The following is a 24639-nucleotide window of genomic DNA, read 5'->3' on the forward strand; positions in this document are numbered from 1 at the left end:
AAGAAAATGCGGCAGTGGTTGGCTATGGACTCGTAGACTTTGCTTGTCGAGCGAAAAACATGGCCAGCTCCTTCGCCTGCGCCGTCAAACCAAACTCCAGAACATCCGCCAGGCAGTCCATGGGGGAAGCAATCCTCAGCCCATTGGGATCGGTTACACAGCCGAAATCGCTCTGGATCTGATGCACAACGACAATGGCCTTCGCTTTCAGGTCTGTGGTCACCACAAGTCCCGCATCAAGCTTCTGCATAAAGTCGGTGTCCCCGTCATACACACACAGATCCACCCGCGGCGGAGCAGTCAGATCGAAGTCCGGGTCGTAATGCGTAGCGCCGACCACGCCGCCAACTGCCACTGAGGTTGCTATGCCTCGGCTCTGAAGCTTGTGAAGACGCTTGACCATCTCCCAAGGTGGATAGGGCAGCCTGCTGGGGTCGGTGTACCTGATAGTTGTGCGCTTAGCACCATAAGCATCTACTAGGCGCTTCCAAGCTTCCCAGCTGGGCTCGCGGAGCGCCACTCCAGCAGGAGTGGCATGCAGCAAGTTTTGCTGCTCCAATTCACGCAATGCGGCCGCCACAGTGGGTGCACTGGCCTTGGTCTCCCTGCTGAGTTGGGCCTGAGACAGGGGCCCTTGGCCGTTGATCCATAGGTGCACCAGGTGGGCCTTGATGGCTTCGCGACTGACCCGTTCTCCACCAGCATGGAGCTCAAGGCGAGTGCGCTTAGTGAGGTACGACCGTAGGGAGGGGCAATCCTGTGGAATGTCACCCAGCATGCGTCCTTCTGCGGTGACGGAAGCCAGTGAAATACGGATGGCTAAGTCTGAGCGGACGATGCTGCGAAACTGCTTTATTTCTTCCTGCAGCCTTTGAGGTGTGAGTCGTGAGCGCCCCAGAAGGCAAAGTGCCTGGCTGCTCGCGGGTTCCTGATCCAGGGCATAGGCCAAGCCGATGAAGGCATCACGGACATCGCGCGCATTGCTACTGCGTTTGACTTCCACCAGCACATCACCTGCTGGTCCTGGCCAGCGGTCAACGTCACGGTTAGTCGTGATATTTTTGATACTCATAAAGTAGCTACTAAACGATTAGTAGCTACTTTAGCATGCTAAGTCAGATTGGTCTGCATCTGCGCACTGGTTGAATTGCACCGAGCGCTGATCAACTCTTGGAGTCAGTCTTTTCGATTGGATAGGTATCAAACAGATACACAGACTAAACCTTCATGCAGAAGATATTGGTCTACAAAGATCCTCAAACGCAGGCGCATTGCATAGCCCAGGCAATGGTCAATACCGACAAACTGCTCAGTGATTCCCGGAATAAGTGGTCAGGTCAACCGTAATACGCACTCGTCGGTCTGTTCAGGATTACTCGATCAAATCAAAAACTTGCAAAAGCACAGGTGTGATCAATGACTCTTCCGTCGTCCATTAAAACAGGATGTCTGGACAGACTCAACGTGAAATATTTTGTCCGTTTATATTAATTCCCAGTACGCATTGGAAAAGGATCAATTCCCATGTCAAGCTTGCAGATGATGCCCAACATGATCTCGTCGGCACCGCCGCCAATTGAGATCAGGCGGCTGTCGCGGTAGGCCTGCGAGATGGGGTTGTCGGCCGTGAAGCCCATACCGCCCCAGTATTGCAAACACGAATCCGCCACTTCACGCGACAGGCGCCCGGCCTTGAGCTTGGCCATGGACGCCAGCTTGGTCACGTCCTTGCCGCTCACATACGACTCCACCGCGCGGTAGGTCAGCGCGCGCAAGCACTCCACCTCGGTGCGCAGCTCGGCCAGGCGGAAGTGCACCACTTGGTTGTTCAGAATCGGCTGGCCAAAGGTCTTGCGTTCGCGGGTGTAGGCAATGGTCTGGTCGATCAGGTTGTCCAGCGAGCGCAGGCTGCCGGCCGCGCCATACAGGCGCTCTTCCTGGAACTGCAGCATCTGCAGCGTGAAGCCCATGCCCTCCTGGCCGATGAGGTTGCGCTGCGGCACACGCACGTTGTCAAAAAACAGCTGCGCGGTGTCGCTGCTGTGCATGCCGATCTTCTCGATCTTCTGGCGCGTGATGCCGGGCGCATCCATGGGCACGATGATGAGCGACTTGTTCTTGTGCACCGCGCCTTCGCTGGTGTTAGCCAGCAGGCAGCACCAGTCGGCCTGCATGCCGTTGGTGATCCACATCTTGGAGCCGTTGATGACGTAGTCACCACCGTCTTTGCGCGCGGTGGTCTTGAGCGCAGCCACGTCAGACCCACCGCCCACTTCGCTCACACCAATGCAGCCCACCATGTCGCCCGCGATGGCAGGGGCCAGATACGCCGCGCGCAACTCGTCGCTGCCAAAGCGTGCCAGCGCCGGCGTACACATATCGGTCTGCACACCAATGGCCATGGGCACGCCGCCCACATTGCAGTCGCCCAGCGCTTCCGCCGCCACCATGGAGTAGCTGAAGTCCAGCCCCATGCCGCCGAACTCGGTCGGGTACTTGATGCCCAGCAGACCCAGGTCGCCCATCTTTTTGAACAGTTCGTGCGCGGGGAAGATGCCGGCCTTCTCCCACTCGGCAGTGAAGGGGTTGATCTCGTTGGCAACAAACTTGCGCACGGTGTCGGAGATCTGCGTGTGTTCAGGCGTGAATTTCATGGTGTCTTCCCGGGTCGTTGTTATGGTTTGCAATCAGAGGCGTGCCACGCCAAAGGTGTTGGCGCGTAGCGTGCGCTGCTCGGCCTCGGCGGCCAGCGCCAGGCACAGGCCCAGCAGGCGGCGCGTGTCGCGCGGGTCGATGATTCCGTCGTCCCACAGGCGGGCCGTGCCAAACAGCGCCGCACTCTCTTTGTCCAGCCGCAGGCGCAAGCCGTCGGACATGGCCTTGAGCGCGTCCTCGTTCACCTCGCTACCCACGCGCTCCAGCTTGGCGCGGTTCACGATGTCCATCACCTTGGCGGCCTGCGCGCCGCCCATCACCGCGGTGCGCGCCGTGGGCCAGCTGAAGATAAAGCGCGGGTCAAATCCGCGGCCGCACATGCCGTAGTTGCCCGCACCAAAGGAGCCACCCAGCACCACGGTGAACTTCGGGCAGCGGGCGTTGGCCACGGCCTGGATCATCTTGCTGCCGTGCTTGATGGCGCCGCTGCGCTCAGCCACCGAGCCCACCATATAGCCCGTGGTGTTCTGCAAAAAGATCAGTGGCGTGCCGCTCTGGTCGCACAGCTGAATGAACTGCGCGGCCTTGGTGGAGCCCGCAGGCTGGATGGGGCCGTTGTTGCCCAGAATGCCGACCAGCCGCCCCTCGATGCGCGCGTGGCCGCACAGCATTTCGGGGGCGTAGCTGGCCTTGAATTCGAGAAAGTCCGAGCCATCCACCAGGCGCGCGATCACCTCGCGCACATCGTAGGGTTCGCGCTCGTCGGCGGGGACGATGCCCATCAACTCCTGCTCGTCAAACAACGGCGCAGCAAACGGCGCGGCAGCGGGTGTGGTGTCCCAGTTCAGCTTGTCCATGAGCTCGCGCGTCGTGGCGATGGCGTGCGCGTCGTCCTCGGTCAGGTACTCTCCCAGGCCGGTGACCTGCGCGTGCATCTCGGCACCGCCCAACTCATCGTCCGTGCAGTCCTCGCCCATGGCGGCCTTCACCAGTGGTGGGCCCGCCAGGTAGATGCTGCTGCGCCCACGCACCAGCACCACATAGTCCGACAGGCCGGGCAAGTACGCACCGCCCGCGGTAGATGAGCCATGCACCACCGCAATTTGCGGAATGCCGGCTGCCGACATGCGGGCCTGGTTGGCAAAGCTGCGGCCGCCCTCCACAAAAATCTCGGCCTGGTACATCAAGTTGGCGCCGCCGCTCTCCACTAGGTAGATGACGGGCAGCTTGTTCTCCAGCGCAATCTCTTGCGCACGCAGCGCCTTTTTCAGGCCCATGGGCGCCACGGTGCCGCCCTTCACCGCGCTGTCGCTGGCGGAGACGATGCAGCGTCGCCCCGCCACCACGCCAATGCCGACGATGGAGCCGCCTCCCAGCACGGCCTTCTTGCCGTCGTCGTCGTGCATGTTCAAGCCGGCCAAGCGGCTCAGCTCCAGGAAGGGTGTGCCGCGGTCCAGCAGGCGGGCCACGCGTTCGCGCGGCAGCAGCTGGTTGCGCTTCTCGAACTTCTCGCGCTTGGACTCGGACTCGGCAATCACCAGCCCCTCCAGGCGCTGCACCTCGGCCAGCAGTTCGGCCATGCGCTGGGCGTTGGCCGCAAAGCCGGCCGAGCGGGGGTTGATCTTGGAGCGGAGAGCGGGCATGGCAACAGGTCCTTCAAAGGTCTTACGGCATTAGAGGTCATGGTTACGTTAACGTCAACCAGTTACCGTATAGGTGTTTTCACTATGCTTTACGTTATGCTGCGCGGATACCATCCAGCCCGAATCCCTTTGTCCAACCTCCCCAAGGAAACCCCATGTCCCTCGCCTCCGCAACCGAAGCCATCCGCGCCAAAGTGGGCGCCGACAGCGGCCTCAATGCCACCCTGAAGTTCGACATGGGTGCCGACGGCGTCATCGTCATTGACGGCGCCAGCACACCCAACAGCGTGAGCAACGACAACACCGACGTGGACTGCACCGTGGGCATCACGCTGGAAAACCTGCAGGCCCTGCTGGACGGCGACCTGGAGCCCGCCACCGGTTTCATGGCCGGCAAGCTGAAGGTCAGCGGCGACATGGGCGTGGCCATGCGCCTGCAACGTGTCATTTAAATCGGTGGCCACCGACACAGCGGTGGCAGACGCGCAGGCGTTTGTCGCCTCCCACCGCGACGAGGGCACGGCCGAGCTCTTCGGCATCACCGAGTTGTGCCGCGAGTTCGGCATCACGCTGCGCGCGCTGCGTTTTTACGAAGACAAGGGCCTGCTCAGCCCACGCCGCATCAACGGCGCCCGCGTCTACACGCGGCGCGACCGCGCGCGCCTGGCCCTCATCCTGCGTGCCAAGGCGATAGGCTCACCGCTGTCCGAGATCAAACGCTACCTGGACCTGTATGGCGACCAGGGCGAAGGCCGCGTGCAGCAGCTGCAGTACGTCATAGAACGCACCGACGCCGAGATTGCCGACTTGGAGAAAAAACGCGCCCAGATCGACGCTACGCTGGCCGAGCTGCGGGTCATCAACACCAGTTGCCGCGGCCATCTGGCCGAACGCGAGCGCACGGGCAAAAAATAAGCACAATGGGCATCGTGAAGAAATTACTCATCATCGATCCCCAAAACGACTTTTGCGACATCCCCGGTGCCGCCCTGCCCGTCAAGGGTGCCAGTGCCGACTTGCAACGCCTGGTGTCCTTCATTGCGGTCAACCCTCTGGACGGCATTACCGTCACTCTGGATTCGCATGCCAGCGTGGCTGTGGAACGCACCACCTTCTGGAAGACGCCCGATGGTGCCTCCCCAGCCCCCTTCAGCTTCGTGACCGCAGCCGATATTGCCAGCGGCCAGATGACACCGCGCGATACAAGCCTCACACCGCAAGTCCTGACCATGCTCGCGCAACTCGCCCAGGCCGGACGGCCCGGCTTGGTGGTCTGGCCTGTGCACTGCGTGACCGGCACCTGGGGCCACAACATTTATGGTGCCTTGGCCGACCAACTGGCCCAGTGGGAATTCACCCGGCAGCGCGCGGTGCGCAAGGTGCTGAAGGGCGAATACCCTCTGACCGAACACTTCGGCGTCTTTGAGGCCGATGCCCCCAACGAGGCCGTGCCGTCAACGCAGTTCAACAGCGCGCTGGCCGCAGAGTTGACCCGCGGGGTGGATGTGCTATTCATCGCTGGGGAGGCCGGCAGCCACTGCGTGGCCTCCAGTTTTGACCAGCTGGCCCGCTACCTGAACAGCACCACCGCACCACGCCCCCGCGTGGTTTTGCTGACGGACTGCATGAGCCCGGTCACCGGATTCGAAGCAGACCAGGAGGCCTTTGTGCAACGTGCCCGCGTCTGGGGTGCAGAGACCATGGCCAGCGCGCAAGCCGGCGCAACTTTTAGGTAAATCAGCCTCTAGCCCCCGTAAACATTGCGCAAGCAGCTCCTAAAACAGGAGCACGCTGCGCAATCCAGCGGGCAGCTTACTTGCCCAGCAAGCCCTTGAACAAGTCCTTGGCCTTGTCCTTCACGGCCTCTTCGGCCTTGGTCTTGATCTCCTGCTTCTTCTCTTCCACCTTGGCCTTGGTGGCGTCCTCCAGCATGGCGCCGTATTCGATCTTGTAGCTCAGGGCTTCAAACGGTCCGCTGACGCGCACGGGCACGGTCAGGCCCTTTAGCTGGCCCAGGTCTTTGCCACCCTGCCCTTCGCCGCTGGCCACCACTGTGGCCTTGGCCACGTAGTTCATCTGGCCTGCGCCCACATCAATGTCGCCCGCGCCGCCCAGGCGGATGAAGGGGGACTTCATCGCCAAGTCGTCGTTGTGCGCCACGCCGTTGGCGATCTTGAAGGAGCCGGTCAACTCCGAAAAATCAGTCTTCTGGTTGGCATTGGCGGCCTGCGTGCTGTCGGCCTGGCCCAGCTTGGCTTTCAGGTCGCGCAGGCTTTGCGCCAGGTTGATGCCTTTGATGGCACCGTCTTTCAGCGCCAGCGACGCGCTGCCGCCCAACGCCTTCTTCATCGCCGTGACCGTGCTGCCCTGGGTGGTGATATCCAGCGTCACATTGCCCTTGCCTTCCAGCAGGTCCTTGGCCACCAAGTCTTTCATCAGCGGGTTGATGCTCACGCCCACCAGGGCCTGCTTGATGGCCACTGCATTGCCATTGGCGTTGACCGACAGGCTGCCGCTGGTGCTGCCCTCGTACAGGTTCAGCGACAAGGGCGCCACATCCAGCTTGCCACCGGCCAGCGCCAGCTTGGCGTTGATCTTCTCCAGCTTCAGGTTGGACACCTGCAGCGCGCCAATGCGGATGGCGCCATTCACCGTATGGCCCTTGAGCGCGCTCAGGTCGATGGGCGCCTCTTTGGCCGCAGCAGCTTCTTTGGCAGGTGCCGTGGTGGCAGCGGGCTTGGGTGGCAGGTATTTATCCACGTTGAGCTTGTCCACGTCCAGGTCAAACGCCAGCACCAGCGGTGCAAACTTGGCCACCTTCACGCTGGTCATGATTTTGGATTCGTCAAACTGTGTGGCCAGTTCCAGCGCCGCAGTCTGCTGCAGCGCGTCCACCTTCAGGCTGCCGCTGATGGGCAGGGTCAGGCTCTTCATGGGCATGCCGGGGTGCACCACGTCCAGGCCACCAGCCAGCTTGGCCAGCACCACGCTTTGCCCGGCCACGTTCACCGCGACGGGGGAGCTGAGCTGGCCCTTGATGGCCGCGTCGCCCGCCTTAGCATCCAGCTTCAGCGCCAGGCTGGCAATCTTCAACGCATCGGCATTGCCCTCCACGCCGTTCAACACCAGGTTCAACACTGCATTGCGGTCCGCACCCTGCAGCGTGGCAGACAGCGTGATGGCCTCGCCACCCGATTTCTCGGGCGACAGGCTCAGCTTGGGCGCGTCCAGCGTCAGCGCAAAGGCATCGGTGCCACTCTGGCCTTTGGCCGACAGGCTGAGTTTGTCCACGGCGGCGGTCTTCTTGCCCGTGTCAGCAAGCACCTGGCCAGTGGACAGGCTGAGGTTCGACAGCGTGGCGCTGGTGCCCGCCTTCTCATCGCGCCAGGTGAGCTGGGCGTTGGCAATGCGGATGCTGGAAATATCAATCTGCAGGGGCTCGGCAGGCTTGGCGGGTTCTGCGGGCTTGCCAACCTCCGGCACGGCGGGCTCGCCCAGCAGGTCGGCAATGTTCAGCGTGCCGTCTTTCTTCTTCACCAGCGTGAGCTTCAGGCCATCCACCTCCAGCGCGCTCACTTGCACCTGCTTGCTCAGCAGCGGCATCAGCGCCACCGAGATGCGGGCCGAATCCAGAGCGGCAAATTCGGTCTTGCTGGCATGCTCGGACAGCGTCACGCCGTTCAGCTGAATGCCCACGTTGGGCCAGATGGAGAGCTTGGGCTGGCCCGCAATCACCAGCGTGCGCTGCTTTTGTTCCAGCACCGTGCGGCTGATCTCGGCCTTGATCTTGTCGCCGTCAAACAGGGCGTAGAGCACGCCCACAGCCAACACCAACACACCCAACAGCGCGGCCACGCCGATACCGACCAAACGAAGCATTTTCATGAAAATCCCTGATCCAAGTTAAACCGGAAAAGTCCATTCTAGAGGCGCGTTAGGTGGTGCCGCAGGCCGCTTACATCCGCATACCAATCAGGAATAGACATGGCAGTGAGGCGCATGGACGACAAGAAACTGAACTCTACATTTGAGATGGAACACGCCAACGAAAAAGCCCGCAGTTCTTGCGAACTACGGGCTTGATGCATTCATTGAATGGTAGGGCGTCACGGACTTGAACCGTGGACCAAAGGATTATGAGTCCTCTGCTCTAACCAACTGAGCTAACGCCCCAACCGAACCGGGAATTGTAGCGGGCGCCGGAGTGATATCTGAGATGCGGTCAAGGGACGCATCTTCACTGCACCATCCGATGAGTTCCTACAATTGATCTGGCATACAGACTAAAAATGCATTCCAAGCTTTTTGAACACTTGTATGTGTCAAATACAAACACGGGGGAGACAAAAAATGAGCGTCACTTTTTTCCAAAATTCGGATATCAGGACTGATATGGAGCTTCTGATGTCGAAGCTACGAGTCTTCGATGGTGGAGAGGCGAACCCAAGAAATGCTCGCCTAAATGAAGTACTGGCGATCGTTCTTTCCAATGCACAGCAATTCGATGAACAATGCCAAGTGAATATCTCTTGGATAGGCAATCACCTTCAGGCTCTACTTTCGAAAGTCGTTTCCGGAGAGACGACCCAAGAGTTGATTGATGAATTTCTTGGGTGCCTGTACAGATTCTTAGTCGAATTCGATCTATCTATTAAGAATGCTCTTTCCATGGAGCTTCGCCGTTTCCAAACTTATGTTCTGGAGAATCGCGATAAGTTTTCACAAAGCGTGCGCCAGGACATCGACTTTGCAAGGCAGGAAATGCCTATTGCCATAACCAAACACTTGCTGGGAAGCGACGTTCTCCAGAATCTTCAGAGTTTGGAAAAATTTTCTCAAAGAATCAGTGCACAAGTAACCGACTGGGACAAAAAGTTGGCTCTTCAAGAGGGCGCAGCAAAGCAACTCGAAGATTCATTGCGCCAATATACGACGGGGTTCAACTTTGTAGGCTTACATCAAGGTTTTGATGATCTGTCCAAAGCAAAAGTTAATGAAATCAACTCGCTACGAAAGTGGCTTGTCATATTTGGATCATTTGCACTACTCCCTCTGATAATTGAGTTGGCAATTTTTTATTCCAACTTTGACCGACTTGAAGAACTGAAATGGGGCCTCATTGCAGGTGCTATTCCTGCACTCTCGTTTACGGTCCTATTAATCTATTTCTTCAAAATCGTGTTGCGCAACTCTGAGGCGGCAAGATCGCAATTGCTCCAAATCGAACTTCGAAAGACACTCTGCCGCTTCATTCAAAGCTACGGAGACTATTCAGAGAAGCTGAAAAAAAGCAACGGCGATGCCCTCTCAAAGTTTGAGAACGTCATTTTTTCCGGAATCGTGTCAAGTGACGAAAAACTCCCATCCACTTTTGACGGGCTTGAACAATTAACCAATATGGTTAAAGCCATGAAGGCGTGAGAAGTTCATGAACAAACGATCAGATTGGTCTAACTTGAGAGTACGCTGACTTACAGGTATTCAACATCGACCGCATTCCACGCAACCATTTCTATTTGTGGTGGCTCAGCGCGTTGCTCACCAGCTTGGAGGTGATGTCCACGATCTGGATCATGCGGTCGTAGGCCATGCGCGTGGGACCGATGACGCCCAGCGTGCCCACCACCTTGCCGTCCACCTCGTAGGGGCTGCTGACGATGGACAGGTCTTCAAACGGCACCACCTGGCTCTCGCCGCCAATGAAGATGCGCACACCTTCGGCCTGGCCGGTCACGTCCAGCAGGCGCATGAGCTGGGCTTTTTGTTCAAACAGGTCAAACGCGCGGCGCAGGTGGCCCATGTCGCTGGAAAAGTCAGACACCGACAACAGATTGCGTTCGCCCGAAATCACCACTTCGTCCTGCGACTCATTGATGGCCTCGGAGCTGGCGTGCACGGCGGCCTGCATCAGCGTGGCGATCTCGCCGCGCAGGCTGTCCACCTCGTTTTGCAGGCGCTTGCGCACCTCTTCAATCTCCAGCCCGGCGTAGTGGGTGTTCAAGAAGTTGGCGCCCTCCACCAGCTGGCTTTGGGCGTAGTCCACCTCGGTGTAGATGACGCGGTTTTGCACATCGCCATCGGGCGAGACGATGATGACCAGCAGGCGCTTCTCCGACAGGCGCAAAAACTCGATGTGGCGAAAGGCGGACGTGCGGCGCGGTGAGATGACCACGCCCACAAACTGCGACAGGTTGGACAGCAGGTTCGCCGCGTTGGAGATAACGCGCTGCGGCTGGTCTGGCGCCAGGCTGTGCGCCTGGAACTGGCCGGGCTGCACGGTGAGCATGGTGTCCACAAACAGGCGGTAGCCGCGCGCCGTGGGAATGCGCCCGGCCGATGTGTGGGGGCTAACGATGAGGCCCAGCTCTTCCAGGTCCGACATGACGTTGCGGATGGTGGCGGGCGAGAGTTCCAGGCCTGAGGCCTTGGACAAAGTGCGGCTGCCAACGGGCTGTCCATCGGCGATGTAACGCTCTACGAGCGCTTTCAGCAACAACTTGGAACGATCATCGAGCATCGGTCCATTCTAGTGATCTATTTAGTGTCTAATTTGCGGATGTTGTCCAAATTCCGACAGGTCGCGCTCATTGGCAAGTACCAATCCACGGGGGCCCGCGCCGTCGGTGCCTCATCGCGCGAGTCGCTGGACGAGATCGCCCATTTCCTGATGGACCAGGGCTGTGAAATCGTCATCGAGGCCAACACCGCCGCCAACACCGATCTGACGGGCTACACCACCATGGACGTGGCCGGCATTGGCGCCAGCTGCGACCTGGCGCTGGTGGTGGGCGGAGACGGCACCATGCTGGGCATAGGCCGCCAGCTGGCGCAGTACAAGGTGCCGCTGATCGGTATCAACCAGGGGCGGCTGGGCTTCATCACCGACATCCGCTTCGAGCAATACAAAACCACCCTCTTGCCCATGCTGGCCGGCCACTACGAGCTGGACGACCGCAGCCTGATGCACGCCCGCGTGATGCGCGACGGGCACTGTGTGTTCTCGGCGCTGGCGATGAACGATGTGGTGGTGAACCGCGGCGCGACATCCGGCATGGTGGAGTTGCGCGTGGAGGTGGATGGCAACTTTGTGTCCAACCAGCGGGCCGACGGCCTGATCATCGCCACGCCCACGGGCTCCACGGCCTACTCCATGTCGGCCGGCGGGCCGCTGTTGCACCCCGCCATTCCCGGCTGGGTGATGGTGCCGATTGCCCCCCATACATTGTCAAACAGGCCGATTGTCCTCTCCAACACTGCGCGGATAGCTATCGAAATCGTAGCAGGACGCGATGCCAGCGCCAACTTTGACATGCAGAGTCTGGCCAGCCTGATGCACGGCGACCGCATCGAGGTGACGCTGTCGGAGCACCGGGTGCGCTTTTTGCACCCCAAGGGCTGGACCTACTTTGACACCCTGCGCCAGAAAATGCACTGGAATGAAGGAGTGGCCTGAACCATGGCCTTGAAGCGAATCGTCCTGCGTGACTTTGTCATCGTCAGCGAACTGGAGTTGGACCTGGAGTCCGGCTTCTCGGTGCTGACCGGCGAAACCGGCGCGGGCAAGTCCATCCTGATTGACGCGCTGCAGCTGGTCACCGGCGCACGCGCCGACACCGGCGTGATCCGCGAGGGCGCGGCGCGCACCGATGTGTCCGCCGAATTCGAGACGGCCCCCGGCGTACAAGCCATATTGGATGACGCCGGCTTTGAAGGCGGCGACACCCTGCTGCTGCGCCGCACGGTAGACACGCAGGGCAAAAGCCGCGCCTGGGTAAATGGCAGCCCTGCCACCGCCCAGCAGCTGCGCGCCATTGGCGAACAACTGCTGGACATCCACGGCCAGCACGCCTGGCAAAGCCTGACCCGCCCCGAGGCCGTGCGCGGCCTGCTGGACGCCTACGCCAAGGTGAGCACCGCCACGCTAAGCCAGCTGTGGGCTGCCTGGCGCCACGCCCAAGCCGCGCTGGCCCAGGCCACCGAAGCGCAAGACTCCTTGCAGCGCGAACGCGAACGCCTGGCCTGGCAAATTGGCGAGGTGGACAAGCTGGCGCCCCAGCCCCACGAGTGGGACGAGCTCAACACCAGCCACAGCCGCCTGTCCAACGGCCAGGCCCTGCTGGACGCGGCTGAAGGCGCCGTCAACCTGCTTGAAGACGACGACAGCAGTGCCCTGCGCCCGCTGCACGCCGCGCTGCAGCTGCTGCAGGCCCAGGCGCATCTGGAAGCCGAATTCAAAGACCCCGTGGAGGCGCTGACCTCCAGCCTGGCGCAGGTGGAAGACGCAGTACACACCCTGCGCAGCTACGCCCGCCGCACCGAGCTCGACCCCGACCGCTTGGCCGAGCTGGACCAGCGCATGGCGCTATGGGTCAGCCTGGCGCGACGCTACAAGCGCCCGCCCGAAGAGCTGGTGGACGTGCTGGCCGCGTGGAAGACCGAGCTGACCGCGCTGGACGCTGCCGCCGACCTGGAAGGCCTGCAAGCCGCCGCGCGCAAAGCCCAAGCCGCCTACTTGGCCGAGGCCAAGAGCATTTCCAAACAACGCGCCAAGGCCGCGCCGCTGCTGGCCCAAAGCATCACCCAGGCCATGCAAGGGCTGGGCATGCAGGGCGGGCAGTTTCAGGTAGCGCTGGAGCCGCTGGCCCAGCCGCAGCAGAGCGGGCTGGAAGACGTGCAGTTTCTGGCCGCGGGCCACGCCGGCAGCACGCCGCGCCCCGTGGGCAAGGTAGCATCCGGCGGCGAGCTGTCGCGCATGGCGCTGGCCATTGCGGTCACCACCAGCCAGCTGGGGACCGCGCAAACGCTGATTTTTGACGAGGTGGATTCCGGGGTGGGCGGCGCCGTGGCCGAGACCGTGGGCCGCCTCATGCAGCAGCTGGGCACCGACCGCCAGGTGTTGGCTGTCACCCACCTGCCCCAGGTGGCCGCCTGCGCGGACCACCACCTGGTCGTCTCCAAAACCCTGCAGGGCAAGGCCACGCTGAGCACCGTGGCGGCCGTGCACGGCGAACAGCGCGTGGGCGAGATTGCCCGCATGCTGGGTGGCGAAAAACTCTCCAGCACCACCCTGGCCCATGCCAAGGAAATGCTGCAGGCGGGGCTGTAATGGAGATCGTGCTGATCACCGGCATGTCCGGCTCCGGCAAATCGGTGGCGCTGAACGCGCTGGAAGACGCAGGCTTTTACTGCGTGGACAACCTGCCGCCCGAGCTGCTGCTGCCCTTTGTCGAGCTGGAGCAAAAGCACCAGGCCCAGCGCGTAGCCATCGCCATGGATGTGCGCAGCGCCACGTCCCTGCCCCTGGTGCCGCAGCAGCTGCAGGCCCTGCGCCAGCTGGGCGTGGTGGTGAAGTCGCTGTTTCTGGACGCCACCACCGACACGCTGGTGCGCCGCTATTCCGAGACACGGCGCAAGCACCCACTGTCCAAAGTCGAAGCGGCGGGCGACGAGCGCCGTGCCCTGGTCGACGCGATCGAGCTGGAGCGCGAGCTGCTGGCCGACCTGCGCGAGCAGGCCCATGTGATCGACTCCAGCATCATCCGGCCGTCGCAGTTGCAGGGTTACGTCAAAGAGCTGATCGCCTCCCCCGGCGGGCAGCTCACGCTGGTGTTTGAGTCATTTGCCTTCAAGCGCGGTGTGCCGACGGATGCGGACTATATGTTCGACGTGCGCATGCTGCCCAACCCCCACTACAACCCCGAGCTGAAGCACCTGACCGGGCGCGACCAGCCGGTGATCGACTTCCTGCAAGCGCAGGCCGATGTGGACCTGATGCTGAACCACATCAGCCAGTTTCTGGAGAGCTGGCTGGACGCCCTGGTGCGCGACCACCGCAGCTACGTGACCGTGGCCATTGGCTGCACCGGCGGGCAACATCGCTCGGTCTATCTCGTGGAGCAGCTGGCCAAACGCTTTGGCGGCACGCGGAGCACGCTCAAGCGCCACCGCGAGATGGACGCACTTCAGTCCGGTCTAGGCTGATTTTTCCAGCAGCTTGCGCACTGGCGCGGGCAGGCCCGCCGCGGCCCACTCCGCCGGCAAGAACCAGGCGCCCGCTCCTAAATCCATAGCTGCTAGCGCAATGTCTACGCGGGCTGCATGCATAAATAGGTCTTTGTGCGTGAGTACATGGGTGAATACTGGCAACATCTCCACACCCTTGGCCGTCTGCGCTGGTAGCGCCGCCCGCAAGGCATCTTCGCTGTCAAACAGCGGAAAGCATTGCAGCCCCGCCCACACACCGGGCGTGGGTCGCTTGGCCAGCCACACCGCACCATCCGCCCGCTGCACCCACAACAGCCACAGGCTTTGGCTGCTGCGCTTGAGCTTGCGGGTGCGCACGGGGTAGCGCTCGGGGTCGCCCGCCTTGGCGGCGGCGCAGTGGCTCAGCACGGGGCAGAGCAGGCAGCTGGGTTTTTTGGGGCTGCACACGGTGGCACCCAGATCCATCATGCCCTGCGTGTAGCGCGGCATGTCGGCCGCCGCATGTTGGGCGGCGGGCAGCAGGCCGGTGGCGGCATCCCACAGCTGCTTCTCGTTGGCAGAAGACGCCAGGTCCGCGTCAAAGCCCAGCACGCGGGTGACCACGCGCTTCACGTTCGCATCCAGAATCGCCACACGCTCGCCAAAGCACAGCGAGGCAATGGCCGCCGCGGTAGACCGGCCTATGCCCGGTAGCGTGGCCAACGTGGCGGCGTCGCGCGGGAACTGGCCACCATGCAGCTCCACCACCAGCTGCGCGCAGCGGTGCAGGTTGCGCGCCCGGCTGTAGTAGCCCAGGCCGCTCCACAGGCCCATGACCTCGTCGCTGCTGGCAGCAGCCAGATCAGCCACCGTGGGGCAGCGCTCCAGAAATTTGGCGAAGTAGCCAATGACGGTGACCACCTGCGTTTGCTGCAGCATGATCTCGGACAACCACACGCGGTAAGGGTCTTGGGTGTTTTGCCAGGGCAGCGTATTGCGGCCATGCTGGCGCTGCCACGCCACCACCTGCGTGGCAAAGTTGCTGGCAGCCACGCTCAGGCGACGGCGACGTCGGCTGCGGCAGCAGCCACCGCCAACAGCTTGGCAGCGTCTTGGGCGGCAATCAGGTAGGCGGTCAGCTCGGACAGCTTGGCATCCAGCTGGTCCAGCGCGGTTTCTTGTTGCTCGATCTCGCCAATGCGGTCGTCCAGCCCGCCTGCGGCCTGCGAAATACGGTCGATGGCTTCAATGCGGCGGGCAAAGTTGCGGCGGCGTTCGCGCAACTGCGCATCCAACTGGGCGGCGGCCGATTTGCTCCACAGCTCCACATCGGCCAGCGCGTTTTCGTGTACCGAGCGCAGGCGGGTGGACAGTGCACGCACCAGCCGGTCTGAGAACTCGGGCTGGGCCAGCTTGAAGGCATTGCCGACGCCCAGGTACTGCAGGTGGTTGCGTTCAATCGTGTCCAGCTCGGCCATGAAGCGGCCCATGTCGGGCTCGCCGGGCGCCTGCAACGAGAAGCCGTATTCACCGTTGAGCAGCTTGAAGCTGGCCACCAGCATGGACTGGATTTCGGCGCACAGGGTTTGCACTTTTTGCAGGTTGCCGCGCAGTCGGTCAAAGGTATCGCCGTACGCGCGCTTCACGCCCAGCTTCAGGCCCTTTTGCATCAGCGTGTCGGTCAGCTGCGCCATTTCTTTCTTCAGCGCGCCAGAGCCCAGAATGCCAAACACCTCGCGCAGCAAGCGCAGGTGCACCGAGCGCACTGCGTGGATCTTGGCGCCGCCCTGGTCAAATTCGGCCTGCTCTTGCGAGATGCGGTTGCGCATGTGCTTGATGACGGTGGCGTTCTTGCCCTGCAAGCCCTTCAGCTCCATCATCTGCTCGGTCAAATCGCGCTTGCGGATGTTGATGACGCGGCCGGTCTCAACGCGCAGGCCGGTGATGCCATCGGCCATGGCCGCACCCAGAATCTTCTGGCGCTTGCCCATCATGCCGCGGCCCAGCACGTCTTCCAGCACCGGCAGGCAGCTGCGCTTGAGCAGCTCGTCGTCCTCGGTCACCTTGGCCACCAGGCCCTTTTGGGCGGAGACCGCAATCACCTTGTCTTTGGGCAGGCCCAAGATTTCGGCAGTGCTGGCCTTCTGGCGTTCGATCTGGGTCTGGATCTGTGCGGGCGTGCTCAGCGCATCCCACAACGTGTCAATCTTGTTGAGCACCACCAGGCGCGCGTCGGGGTCGGTGGACTCGGTGATCAGGTGCTCGCGCCAAATGGCCAGGTCAGACTTGGTCACGCCGGTGTCAGCGCCCAGCATGAACACCACCGCATGCGCCTGCGGAATCAGGCTCACGGTCAGTTCGGGTTCGGCGCCAATAGCGTTGAGTCCAGGCGTGTCCAGAATCACCAAGCCCTGCTTGAGCAGCGGGTGGGCGATGTTAATGAGCGCGTGGCGCCACTTGGGCACTTCCACCATGCCCTGGGCATCGACCATGGGGTTATCTTCGGGCGCCTGGTTGTGCCAGAAGCCCAGGGCGCGGGCTTCGTCCTGCGTCACCTTGCGGGTCTCGGCCACTTTTTCCAGGGCCTTGGCCAGTTGTTGGGGGTTGTTCACATCGAGGTCGATGCGGGTCCACTTCTCGGGCGCCATGCGCCACTCCATCAGCGCCTGGGGCTGCAGGCGCGTTTCGATCGGCAGCAGGCGCAGGCAGGGCGGCACGTCGGCGTCATAGCCCATTTCGGTGGGGCACATGGTGGTGCGGCCTGCGCTGGCCGGCATGATGCGCCGGCCATACCCTGCAAAAAACAGGGCGTTGATCATCTCGGACTTGCCGCGCGAGAACTCGGCCACAAAGGCCACCATCACCTTGTCGGAGCGCACTTGCGCTTCCAGGCGGCGCAGGCGCTCTTCCACCGCGGCGTCCAGCAGCTCGTGGTCTTTCATCCACTCGGCCAGCAGCTTCAGCCGCAATGCGAACTCACGCCGCCACGTGCCGTGCTGGTCAAACTGATCGTTAAATGAAGTAGCCAAGAGCAGGAGTCCCCCGTGAATAGTTCAATATAGCATCGCCAGCGGCTGCTCCCCTCAGGGTTTTTGGCAAGTCGGGCAGAAAAACGTAGAGCGCTGGCCCTGGCGAATCGCCTTGATTGGCGTGGTGCAGACCCGGCAGGGCTGGCCTTCGCGGCCATAGACCGTGGCCTCCAACTGGAAGTAGCCGCTTTCGCCCTTGGCGTTGGAAAAATCGCGCAGCGTGCTACCGCCCTTAGCCACCGCGCGGGCCAGCACATCCTGGATGGCGGTGTGCAGCTTTTTCAGCCGTGGCTTGCTCACCTTGCTGGACGCCGTGGTGGGCCGGATCTGGGCCAAGAACAGGGCTTCGGACGCATAGATATTGCCCACACCCACCACCACATCGCCCGCCAGCAGCACCTGCTTGATGGGTGCCTTGCGCTGCGCCATGCCTTGTTGAAAAGCCAGCAAGTCAAAGCCCCCGTCCAGCGGCTCCATGCCCAGGTGGCCCAGCAGTTTGTGCGCCACCGGGTCGGCCTCGCCCGCGGCAAACACCACAGCACCAAAGCGGCGCGGGTCGTTCAGACGCAGGGTGCCGCGGGTGGTGACGAGGTCAAAGTGGTCGTGTACTCCGGGCGGCACAATGCGCCCGCCAAAGGCCACGCTGCCCGACATGCCCAGATGCACCAGCAGCAGGCCACCATCCAGGTCCAGCAGCAAGTATTTGCCGCGGCGGCGCACCTGCAGTACGCGCTGGCCTACCAGGTGGTCGGGGTCGCACTGCAGCGGCCAGCGCAGGGGCTTGCCCACGTGCACCGCCTGCACCTGCGCGCCTGCAATGCGGTCGGCAAAACTCAGGCGTGTGACTTCAACTTCTGGCAATTCAGGCATGGGGCCTCAGCTTCATGATGTTGGATTATTATGGTCTGATGACAAGCCCCAAACGCCTCATCTCCACGACCCTGCTGGCGGCCTGCATCGGCCTGTGCGGCCCCGCCTTTGCGGCCGAGCCCGACGAGCCAAAAAACTCCGACCTGAACCGCGAGCTTTTTTACCAACTGTTACTTAGCGAGATCTACGCCACCAACGGCGAAATCGGTGATGCCTACCTCGGCATGCTCGATGCGGCGCGCAAGGCCAACTCGGCCAAGCTGTACGAACGCGCCGTGGAAATGGCGATAGGCGCCCGCAGCGGCGAGTCGGCGCTGGACGCCGCACGCGCCTGGCAACGGGCCTTTCCGACCTCGAAAGAGGCCAACCGCTATGTGCTGCAAATCCTGCTGGGCCTGAACCGCGTGAGCGATTCGCTGGAACCGATCAAGAAAGAGCTGGCAGGCACCACGGGCAAGGACCGCATCACCGCGATCAACCTGCTGCCGCGCTATTTCGGCCGCGTGACCGACAAGCCGCTGGCCGCCAACATCGTCGAGCAGGCCCTGGCCGCCGACCTCACGTCGCCCGAAACCGGCCCCGCCGCCTGGTCGGCGGTGGGCCTGCTGCGCCTGAACGCGGGCAGTGTGCCCGGCGGGATGGAAGCCGCCCAGCGCGGCTCTGCCCTGAATGCCCGCGCCGAGGAACCCGCAGTGCTGGCGCTGAACCTGATGGAGGCCAAGTCCCCCGGCGCCGAGGCCCTGGTACTGCGCTACCTGGCGGGCCAAGCGCTGCCTGAGGTGCGCATGGCCTATGCACGCCGCTTGATAGACACCATGCGTTACTCCGAAGCGCTGGTGCAGATGCAGACCCTGAACACGCAGGCCCCCACTTTTGCCGATGCCTGGCTGGTGCGTGGCTCGCTGGAACTGCAGGACCGCAACAACAGCGCGGCCGAAAGCTCGCTCAAGCGCTTCACCCAACTGGTAGCGCCCAATGAAGCCCCCGCCGCCGATGGCAACGAGACCTCACGTGGCATGGTGCAAGCCTATTTGCTACTGGCCCAAATTGCCGAGCAACGCGGCCAACTGGACGAGGCCAACGCCTACCTGCAGCGCATCAACAGCCCGCAAGATGCCCTGAAGGTAAGAACCCGCCGCGCCATGATTTTGGCGGGCCAGGGCAAGATGGACGAGGCCCGCGCCCTGATCCGCTCTGCACCCGAAACCCAGGCCGAGGACGCACGCGCCAAGATTTCTGCCGAAGTGCAACTGCTGCGCGACCACAAGCAGTTGGACGCCGCCTACCAGGTGCTGGCCACAGCGCTCAAGCAGTACCCCGACGACACCAACCTGATGTACGACCAGGCCATGATTGCCGAGAAACTGGGCAAGCTGGACGACATGGAGAAGCTGTTGCGCCAGGTGATTGCCGCCAGTCCCGACTACCACCACGCTTACAACGCGCTAGGCTACTCGTTGGCCGATCGCAATGTGCGCCTGCCCGAGGCGCGCAAGCTGATCGAGAAGGCGCTGGAGTTTGCGCCCAATGACCCGTTCATCGTGGACAGTCTGGCCTGGGTGGAGTTCCGCAGCGGCAACGCCGCTGAAGCCAAGCGCCTGCTGGAACAGGCCTACGCCAGCCGCCAGGACGCCGAGATTGCGGCCCACCTGGGCGAGGTGCTGTGGTCCCTGGGCCAGCGTGACCAGGCCAACACCATTTGGGGCCAGGCACTGCAGGAGCAGAAGGACAACGAAACCCTGCAGGAAACCGTGCGTCGTCTGCGTGCCAAGCCATGAGGGAGCTGCTGCGCCGACTCGGCCTGCTGCTCATCCCGTCCATTGCTACACTTTTCATAGCTGCTTGCGCAACAACGACGGGGGCTAGGACCGACTTTTCATCCCAAACCCGGTGGGAAGGCCGTCTGGCGCTCAAGGTCTACGCCACGCCGGTGCAGGCGTTTGCGTCCAACTTTGCGCTGGAAGGTAATGGCGAGGTCGGCAGCCTGTCGCTGCACACGCCGCTGGGCAGCACACTCGCGCTCATGCAATGGGCGCCGGGCGTTGCCAAGCTCACCACCGCGGGCGAACCCCAGTCCTTTGATTCGCTGCAGGCACTGGTGCGGCAGGCTACAGGCGCCGAATTGCCCGTGGCCGCGCTGTTTGACTGGTTGCAGGGCACACCTACCGCTGCGGCGGGCTGGGAGGTTGACCTGAGCCAGCTGCCCGAAGGGCGGCTGAACGCACAACGCAAGGCCGCAGAGCTGCCCGCGGTGGACCTGAAAATCATCCTGCAACGCTGAGCAGGCGCTGCCCCTGCGCCGATAATTCTGCCCACCATGCAGTCGCTCTACGACATCCCCGCCCCCGCCAAGCTCAATCTGTTTCTGCACATCACCGGGCGGCGGGACGATGGCTACCACCTGCTGCAGTCGGCCTTCATGCTGATTGACTGGTGCGACACCCTACATTTCTCGCTGCGCAGTGACGGCCAGATCAGCCGGGAAGACCTGAACGTGCCACTGCCCGACGACGACCTGAACGTACGCGCAGCCCGAGCACTGCAGCAAGCCACAGGCTGCACGCAGGGCGCGCACATTGGTGTTCTCAAATCCATCCCCGCGCAGGCCGGCATGGGCGGCGGCTCGTCCGACGCGGCCTCTACGTTGCTGGCGCTGAACCGCCTGTGGGGCCTGAAACTGTCGGTGCCACAGCTCTCGACTATTGGACTGGCGCTGGGGGCGGATGTGCCGTTCTTCTTGAGCGGGCGCCACGGCTGGGTCGAGGGCATCGGTGAACAAATCACGCCGCTGACACTGCCGGATTCGCGCTGGGTGGTGGTCAAACCGGACGCGGGACTCGAAACTAAATTGATTTTTTCTGACCCGGAGTTGAAACGCGATTCAGAACCAGCTATAATCACAGGCTTCGCTGCAGACGCATTCGGAATGACTTTGAGGAATCCCTTTAGTTATGGCCGAAACGACTTGCAAGCCGTTGCCCAGAAGCTGTGCCCCGGTATGAATCAAGCCCTTCAGTGGCTCGATGACAAGGGTTTAAGTGGCAGGATGACAGGCTCTGGAAGCGCGGTATTTGCGCACTTGCAGCACGACATCGATGTGAGTGACGCGCCCAGCGCGTTTCAAGTCAGGTTGTGCAGCAGTTTGGATGTTCACCCCCTGTTAGGGTGGGCAGCCAGCGACGGAAAAATCAAGGTTTAGCGGTGGGCAGCATTGCGCTGTCAACCTGTGTAGGGGAGTCGCCAAGTTGGTTAAGGCACTGGATTTTGATTCCAGCATGCGAAGGTTCGAATCCTTCTTCCCCTGCCAAATTGCTGTTCGGGTCGGTCCCGCTTCAGCATGCGCATAGTGACGACATAAACCCAAATTCTCTTCGCTGGATTCCACATGCAGGCCTTCACTCCCCCTGATTTCATGGTTTTCACTGGCAATGCCAATCCTGGCATGGCTGCTGACATTGCCAAGCACTTGGGCATCTCCCTGGGCGCCGCCACGGTGGGCCGTTTCTCGGATGGTGAAGTCACCGTCGAGATCAACCAGAACGTGCGTGCGCGTGATGTGTTCGTGGTGCAAAGCACCTGCGCTCCCACGAACGAGAATTTGATGGAATTGCTGATCATGGTGGATGCGCTCAAGCGCGCATCGGCCGAGCGTATCAGTGCAGTGATTCCGTATTTTGGATATGCCCGGCAAGACCGCCGCCCCCGCTCCAGCCGCGTGCCTATCACGGCCAAGGTGGTGGCCAACATGCTGCAGACCGTGGGCGTGGCCCGCGTGCTGACCATGGACTTGCATGCCGACCAGATCCAGGGCTTTTTTGACATCCCGGTGGACAACATTTATGCGTCCCCCGTGTTGTTGGGCGATCTGCGCCAGAAGAATTACGAAGACCTGATCGTGGTCTCGCCCGACGTGGGTGGTGTGGTGCGTGCCCGTGCGCTGGCCAAGCAGCTGAACTGCGACCTGGCCATCATCGACAAGCGCCGCCCCAAGGCCAACGTGTCGGAAGTGATGCACGTGATCGGTGAGATCGAAGGCCGCAACTGCGTGATCATGGATGACATGATCGACACCGCCGGCACGCTGGTGAAAGCCGCCGAGGTGCTGAAGGCCCGTGGCGCCAAGAAGGTCTATGCGTATTGCACGCACCCCATCTTCTCCGGCCCTGCCATTGAACGTATTTCCAGCGGCGACGCGCTGGACGAAGTGGTGGTGACCAACACCATCCCTTTGAGCGCTGCCGCCGCGCAGTGCACCAAGATTCGCCAATTGTCCGTGGCACCGCTGATTGGAGACACCATCCAGCGCATCGCCCGCGGAGAGTCGGTCATGAGTTTGTTCTCGGATCAAGACAGCGTTTGATCGGGACAAAAAGCCGACGCCGCTGACCCACAGGGTTGGCAGGCGTCTTTTTAAATCGGAGTCACACTGGTCGCGGTGGACTCTCACTGGAGTTAGATATGAAATTTGTCGCTTTTGAGCGCGCTAAGCAGGGCACGGGTGCGAGCCGCCGTCTCCGCATTACTGGCCGTACCCCCGGCATCGTTTACGGCGGTTCCGCCGAGCCCCTGTTGGTCGAACTGGACCACAACGCTCTGTGGCACGCCATCAAGAAGGAAGCATTCCACGCCTCCATCTTGGACATGGAATTCGCTGGCAAGGAAAGCAAGGTTCTGTTGCGCAACGTGCAAATGCACCCCTTCAAGCAACTGATCCTGCACATTGACTTCCAACGCGTAGAAGCCAACACCAAGCTGCATATGAAGGTGCCATTGCACTTCAACGGCGAAGAAAACTCGCCTGCCGTGAAGACCGACTCCTGCCTGATCAACCACGTCGTGACCGACCTGGAAGTGGCTTGCCTGCCAGCCGATCTGCCTGAGTTCATCGATGTGGACCTGTCCGGTCTGGTGAAGGGCAAGTCCCTGCACGCAGCGGATCTGGCTCTGCCCAAGGGCGTGACCGTGGTCACCCACGGCAAGGCCAACCCCGTGATCGTGGCCGTGGTGGCTCCGGTGGAAGAAGTGGCTGAAGTCGCTCCTGCTGCCCCCGCTGCTGATGCCAAGGGCAAGGGCAAAGGCAAGAAGTAATTCTGCCCCGCGCTCGTTCGCTGCAAACGGCCCACTTCGGTGGGCCGTTTGCTTTTCGGCTCTCCGCTTTTTGTAAGCCATAATTTTCCCGATGATCAAACTGTTTGTTGGCCTGGGCAACCCCGGCCCCGAATACGACGCCACCCGCCACAACGCAGGCTTCTGGTGGGTCGATGCGCTGGCGCGCGAACTGAAGGTGTCGCTGTCCATGGACCGGGGCTACCACGGCCTGATGGCCCGCACCACCGTGCAGGGCAACACGGTCTGGCTGCTGGAGCCCCAGACCTTCATGAATGTGTCAGGCAAATCGGTGGGAGCGCTGGCGCGCTTCTTCAAAATCCAGCCCGAGGAAATTCTGGTCGCGCATGACGAGCTGGACATTGTTCCGGGCGAGGTGAAGCTCAAGTTCGGTGGCAGCCACGCGGGCCACAACGGCCTGCGCGACATCCACGCCCAGCTGGGCACAGGCGACTATTGGCGCCTGCGCCTGGGCGTGGGCCACCCTGGCGTGAAGTCTGAGGTGGTGAACTGGGTGCTGAAGAAACCGTCGTTGGACCACCGCATTGCGATCGACCAGTGCATAGACCGCTCCATGAAGGCCCTGCCCCACTTGCTGGCCGGCGAGATGGACAAAGCCACCATGCTGATCCACACCAGCAAACCACCACGCCCCAAGCCACCGCGGCCGCCGGCCGAGGCTGTGGTGGCCCCTGCAGAACCACCACCTCGGAGTGACGCATGACTTCAGTCTTCAAATACGCTCTCATTTTGATAGCTACCAGCGCAATATCTACGGGGGCTGTGGGTCAAAGGATCTACAAATGTGGCTCCAGCTACAGCCAGATCCCCTGCCCGGGCGGTGTGGCCCTGCAGGCCGGTGACGAACGCACGGCAGCGCAGCGGGCCGCCGCGGACAAGACCACGCGGGAACAAGCAGCCCAGGCCAAAGAGCTGGAGAAAACCCGCCTGAAGGACGACGCACAAGCCGCAGCAGCAAACAAGCCTGCCAAGGCCGAGACCAAGCCAGCGAAAGAGAAGACCACCGCGGCCAAGAAGAAAAGCAAGGAACCCGAGTACTTCACCGCCAAGGGTGCGCCAGAGCCCAAAAAGTAAAGCCTAGACCGCGCCCTGCAGGCGGCGGTACTTCTGCCACAGCGTCTCTTTGTCTTCGATGAAATTCGGGTTGATCGGGATGCAGGCCACGGGACAGACCTGCACGCACTGGGGCTCGTCGAAATGGCCTACGCACTCGGTGCACTTGTGCGGGTCGATTTCGTAGATCTGCTCACCCAGGTAAATCGCCTCGTTCGGGCACTCGGGCTCGCACACATCGCAGTTGATGCATTCGTCGGTAATTAACAGTGCCACGGCAGTTCACGCTCCATGGCCCA

The 24639-nt window shown here is 61.8% G+C and carries 23 protein-coding genes and 2 tRNA genes; 15 read left to right on the forward strand and 10 right to left on the reverse strand.

The features are described 5' to 3' along the window. Positions 1-22 precede the first annotated feature (22 nt). The 3 genes from AC097R_RS18010 to AC097R_RS18020 all read right to left on the reverse strand — a co-directional run bounded on the left by AC097R_RS18010 (position 23) and on the right by AC097R_RS18020 (position 4298). Entirely contained in the window at positions 23-1072 is a 1050-nt protein-coding gene (locus AC097R_RS18010) for a hypothetical protein (RefSeq protein ID WP_479599596.1), read from the reverse strand. A 415-nt stretch (positions 1073-1487) separates the two neighbouring features. Continuing rightward, a complete protein-coding gene (locus AC097R_RS18015) occupies positions 1488-2654 on the reverse strand; it encodes an acyl-CoA dehydrogenase family protein (protein ID WP_479599597.1) in 1167 nt (388 codons plus the stop codon). A gap of 33 nt (positions 2655-2687) precedes the next feature. After that, a complete protein-coding gene (locus AC097R_RS18020) occupies positions 2688-4298 on the reverse strand; it encodes an acyl-CoA carboxylase subunit beta (RefSeq protein WP_479599598.1) in 1611 nt (536 codons plus the stop codon). A 155-nt stretch (positions 4299-4453) separates the two neighbouring features. Here AC097R_RS18020 and AC097R_RS18025 point away from each other — a divergent pair, with 155 nt between their 5' ends. Genes AC097R_RS18025 through AC097R_RS18035 form a run of 3 tightly spaced genes read left to right on the forward strand, consistent with a single transcriptional unit; the run spans position 4454 to position 6034 of the window. After that, positions 4454-4750 carry an SCP2 sterol-binding domain-containing protein gene (locus AC097R_RS18025; RefSeq protein WP_315478793.1) on the forward strand — a complete coding sequence of 99 codons (297 nt, stop codon included), beginning with the start codon at positions 4454-4456 and terminating at the stop codon, positions 4748-4750. After that, positions 4740-5213: a MerR family transcriptional regulator gene (locus tag AC097R_RS18030; RefSeq protein WP_479599599.1), complete on the forward strand. Its 474-nt coding sequence runs from the start codon at positions 4740-4742 to the stop codon at positions 5211-5213. The genes AC097R_RS18025 and AC097R_RS18030 overlap by 11 nt, the downstream gene beginning before the upstream one ends. A 14-nt stretch (positions 5214-5227) precedes the next feature. Beyond that, positions 5228-6034, forward strand: a complete 807-nt coding sequence (locus tag AC097R_RS18035; RefSeq protein WP_479599600.1) for a cysteine hydrolase family protein — start codon at positions 5228-5230, stop codon at positions 6032-6034. 76 nt (positions 6035-6110) lie between these two features. Here the strand turns inward: AC097R_RS18035 and AC097R_RS18040 are convergent, their stop codons facing one another. Then, positions 6111-8183, reverse strand: a complete 2073-nt coding sequence (locus AC097R_RS18040; protein ID WP_479599601.1) for an AsmA family protein — start codon at positions 8181-8183, stop codon at positions 6111-6113. Between the two features lie 211 nt (positions 8184-8394). Further along, a tRNA-Ile gene (locus AC097R_RS18045) sits at positions 8395-8471 on the reverse strand. A 177-nt stretch (positions 8472-8648) separates the two neighbouring features. On the opposite strand from AC097R_RS18045, the gene AC097R_RS18050 reads away from it, so the two are divergent. Further along, positions 8649-9719, forward strand: a complete 1071-nt coding sequence (locus AC097R_RS18050) for a hypothetical protein (RefSeq protein ID WP_479599602.1) — start codon at positions 8649-8651, stop codon at positions 9717-9719. 91 nt (positions 9720-9810) lie between these two features. Here the strand turns inward: AC097R_RS18050 and hrcA are convergent, their stop codons facing one another. After that, positions 9811-10815, reverse strand: coding sequence for a heat-inducible transcriptional repressor HrcA (gene hrcA / locus AC097R_RS18055; protein ID WP_479599603.1), 1005 nt, complete (start codon positions 10813-10815; stop codon positions 9811-9813). Positions 10816-10854: 39 nt separating this feature from the next. Here hrcA and AC097R_RS18060 point away from each other — a divergent pair, with 39 nt between their 5' ends. The 3 genes from AC097R_RS18060 to rapZ are packed head-to-tail and all read left to right on the forward strand — an operon-like array spanning position 10855 to position 14279. Beyond that, a complete protein-coding gene (locus tag AC097R_RS18060) occupies positions 10855-11751 on the forward strand; it encodes an NAD kinase (protein WP_479599604.1) in 897 nt (298 codons plus the stop codon). 3 nt (positions 11752-11754) lie between these two features. Beyond that, the gene (gene recN / locus AC097R_RS18065) at positions 11755-13404 is read left to right on the forward strand and encodes a DNA repair protein RecN (RefSeq protein WP_479599605.1); all 1650 of its coding nucleotides are present in this window, start codon (positions 11755-11757) and stop codon (positions 13402-13404) included. Next, a complete protein-coding gene (gene rapZ, locus AC097R_RS18070; RefSeq protein ID WP_479599606.1) occupies positions 13404-14279 on the forward strand; it encodes an RNase adapter RapZ in 876 nt (291 codons plus the stop codon). Before recN ends, rapZ begins: the two co-directional genes overlap by 1 nt. Here the strand turns inward: rapZ and mutY are convergent. Genes mutY through mutM form a run of 3 tightly spaced genes read right to left on the reverse strand, consistent with a single transcriptional unit; the run spans position 14271 to position 18160 of the window. After that, positions 14271-15314: an A/G-specific adenine glycosylase gene (mutY, locus tag AC097R_RS18075; RefSeq protein WP_479599607.1), complete on the reverse strand. Its 1044-nt coding sequence runs from the start codon at positions 15312-15314 to the stop codon at positions 14271-14273. The two genes, rapZ and mutY, sit on opposite strands and share 9 nt — an antisense overlap. A gap of 2 nt (positions 15315-15316) precedes the next feature. Further along, a complete protein-coding gene (locus tag AC097R_RS18080; RefSeq protein WP_479599608.1) occupies positions 15317-17290 on the reverse strand; it encodes a dynamin family protein in 1974 nt (657 codons plus the stop codon). Positions 17291-17344: 54 nt separating this feature from the next. Beyond that, positions 17345-18160 (reverse strand): bifunctional DNA-formamidopyrimidine glycosylase/DNA-(apurinic or apyrimidinic site) lyase, encoded by an 816-nt coding sequence (gene mutM / locus AC097R_RS18085; protein WP_479599609.1) that lies wholly within the window; start codon positions 18158-18160, stop codon positions 17345-17347. A 38-nt stretch (positions 18161-18198) separates the two neighbouring features. Here mutM and AC097R_RS18090 point away from each other — a divergent pair, with 38 nt between their 5' ends. The 8 genes from AC097R_RS18090 to AC097R_RS18125 all read left to right on the forward strand — a co-directional run bounded on the left by AC097R_RS18090 (position 18199) and on the right by AC097R_RS18125 (position 24361). After that, positions 18199-19938: a tetratricopeptide repeat protein gene (locus AC097R_RS18090; RefSeq protein WP_479599610.1), complete on the forward strand. Its 1740-nt coding sequence runs from the start codon at positions 18199-18201 to the stop codon at positions 19936-19938. Next, complete coding sequence (locus AC097R_RS18095) at positions 19935-20441, forward strand: outer membrane lipoprotein LolB (RefSeq protein WP_479599611.1); 507 nt, start codon at positions 19935-19937, stop codon at positions 20439-20441. The genes AC097R_RS18090 and AC097R_RS18095 overlap by 4 nt, the downstream gene beginning before the upstream one ends. A 36-nt stretch (positions 20442-20477) precedes the next feature. Continuing rightward, positions 20478-21359: a 4-(cytidine 5'-diphospho)-2-C-methyl-D-erythritol kinase gene (ispE, locus tag AC097R_RS18100; RefSeq protein ID WP_479599612.1), complete on the forward strand. Its 882-nt coding sequence runs from the start codon at positions 20478-20480 to the stop codon at positions 21357-21359. 31 nt (positions 21360-21390) lie between these two features. Then, positions 21391-21467, forward strand: a tRNA-Gln gene (locus AC097R_RS18105). Positions 21468-21545: 78 nt separating this feature from the next. Beyond that, a complete protein-coding gene (locus AC097R_RS18110; protein ID WP_479599613.1) occupies positions 21546-22520 on the forward strand; it encodes a ribose-phosphate pyrophosphokinase in 975 nt (324 codons plus the stop codon). Positions 22521-22618: 98 nt separating this feature from the next. Further along, complete coding sequence (locus AC097R_RS18115) at positions 22619-23248, forward strand: 50S ribosomal protein L25/general stress protein Ctc (protein ID WP_479599614.1); 630 nt, start codon at positions 22619-22621, stop codon at positions 23246-23248. Between the two features lie 91 nt (positions 23249-23339). After that, positions 23340-23990 carry an aminoacyl-tRNA hydrolase gene (gene pth, locus AC097R_RS18120; protein ID WP_479599615.1) on the forward strand — a complete coding sequence of 217 codons (651 nt, stop codon included), beginning with the start codon at positions 23340-23342 and terminating at the stop codon, positions 23988-23990. Next, entirely contained in the window at positions 23987-24361 is a 375-nt protein-coding gene (locus tag AC097R_RS18125; RefSeq protein ID WP_479599616.1) for a hypothetical protein, read from the forward strand. The genes pth and AC097R_RS18125 overlap by 4 nt, the downstream gene beginning before the upstream one ends. Before the next feature lie 3 nt (positions 24362-24364). Here the strand turns inward: AC097R_RS18125 and AC097R_RS18130 are convergent, their stop codons facing one another. Then, positions 24365-24616 (reverse strand): YfhL family 4Fe-4S dicluster ferredoxin, encoded by a 252-nt coding sequence (locus tag AC097R_RS18130; protein WP_479599617.1) that lies wholly within the window; start codon positions 24614-24616, stop codon positions 24365-24367. Positions 24617-24639: the final 23 nt, after the last annotated feature.

It is taken from the genome of Rhodoferax sp. ZS1R25 (assembly GCF_056521335.1).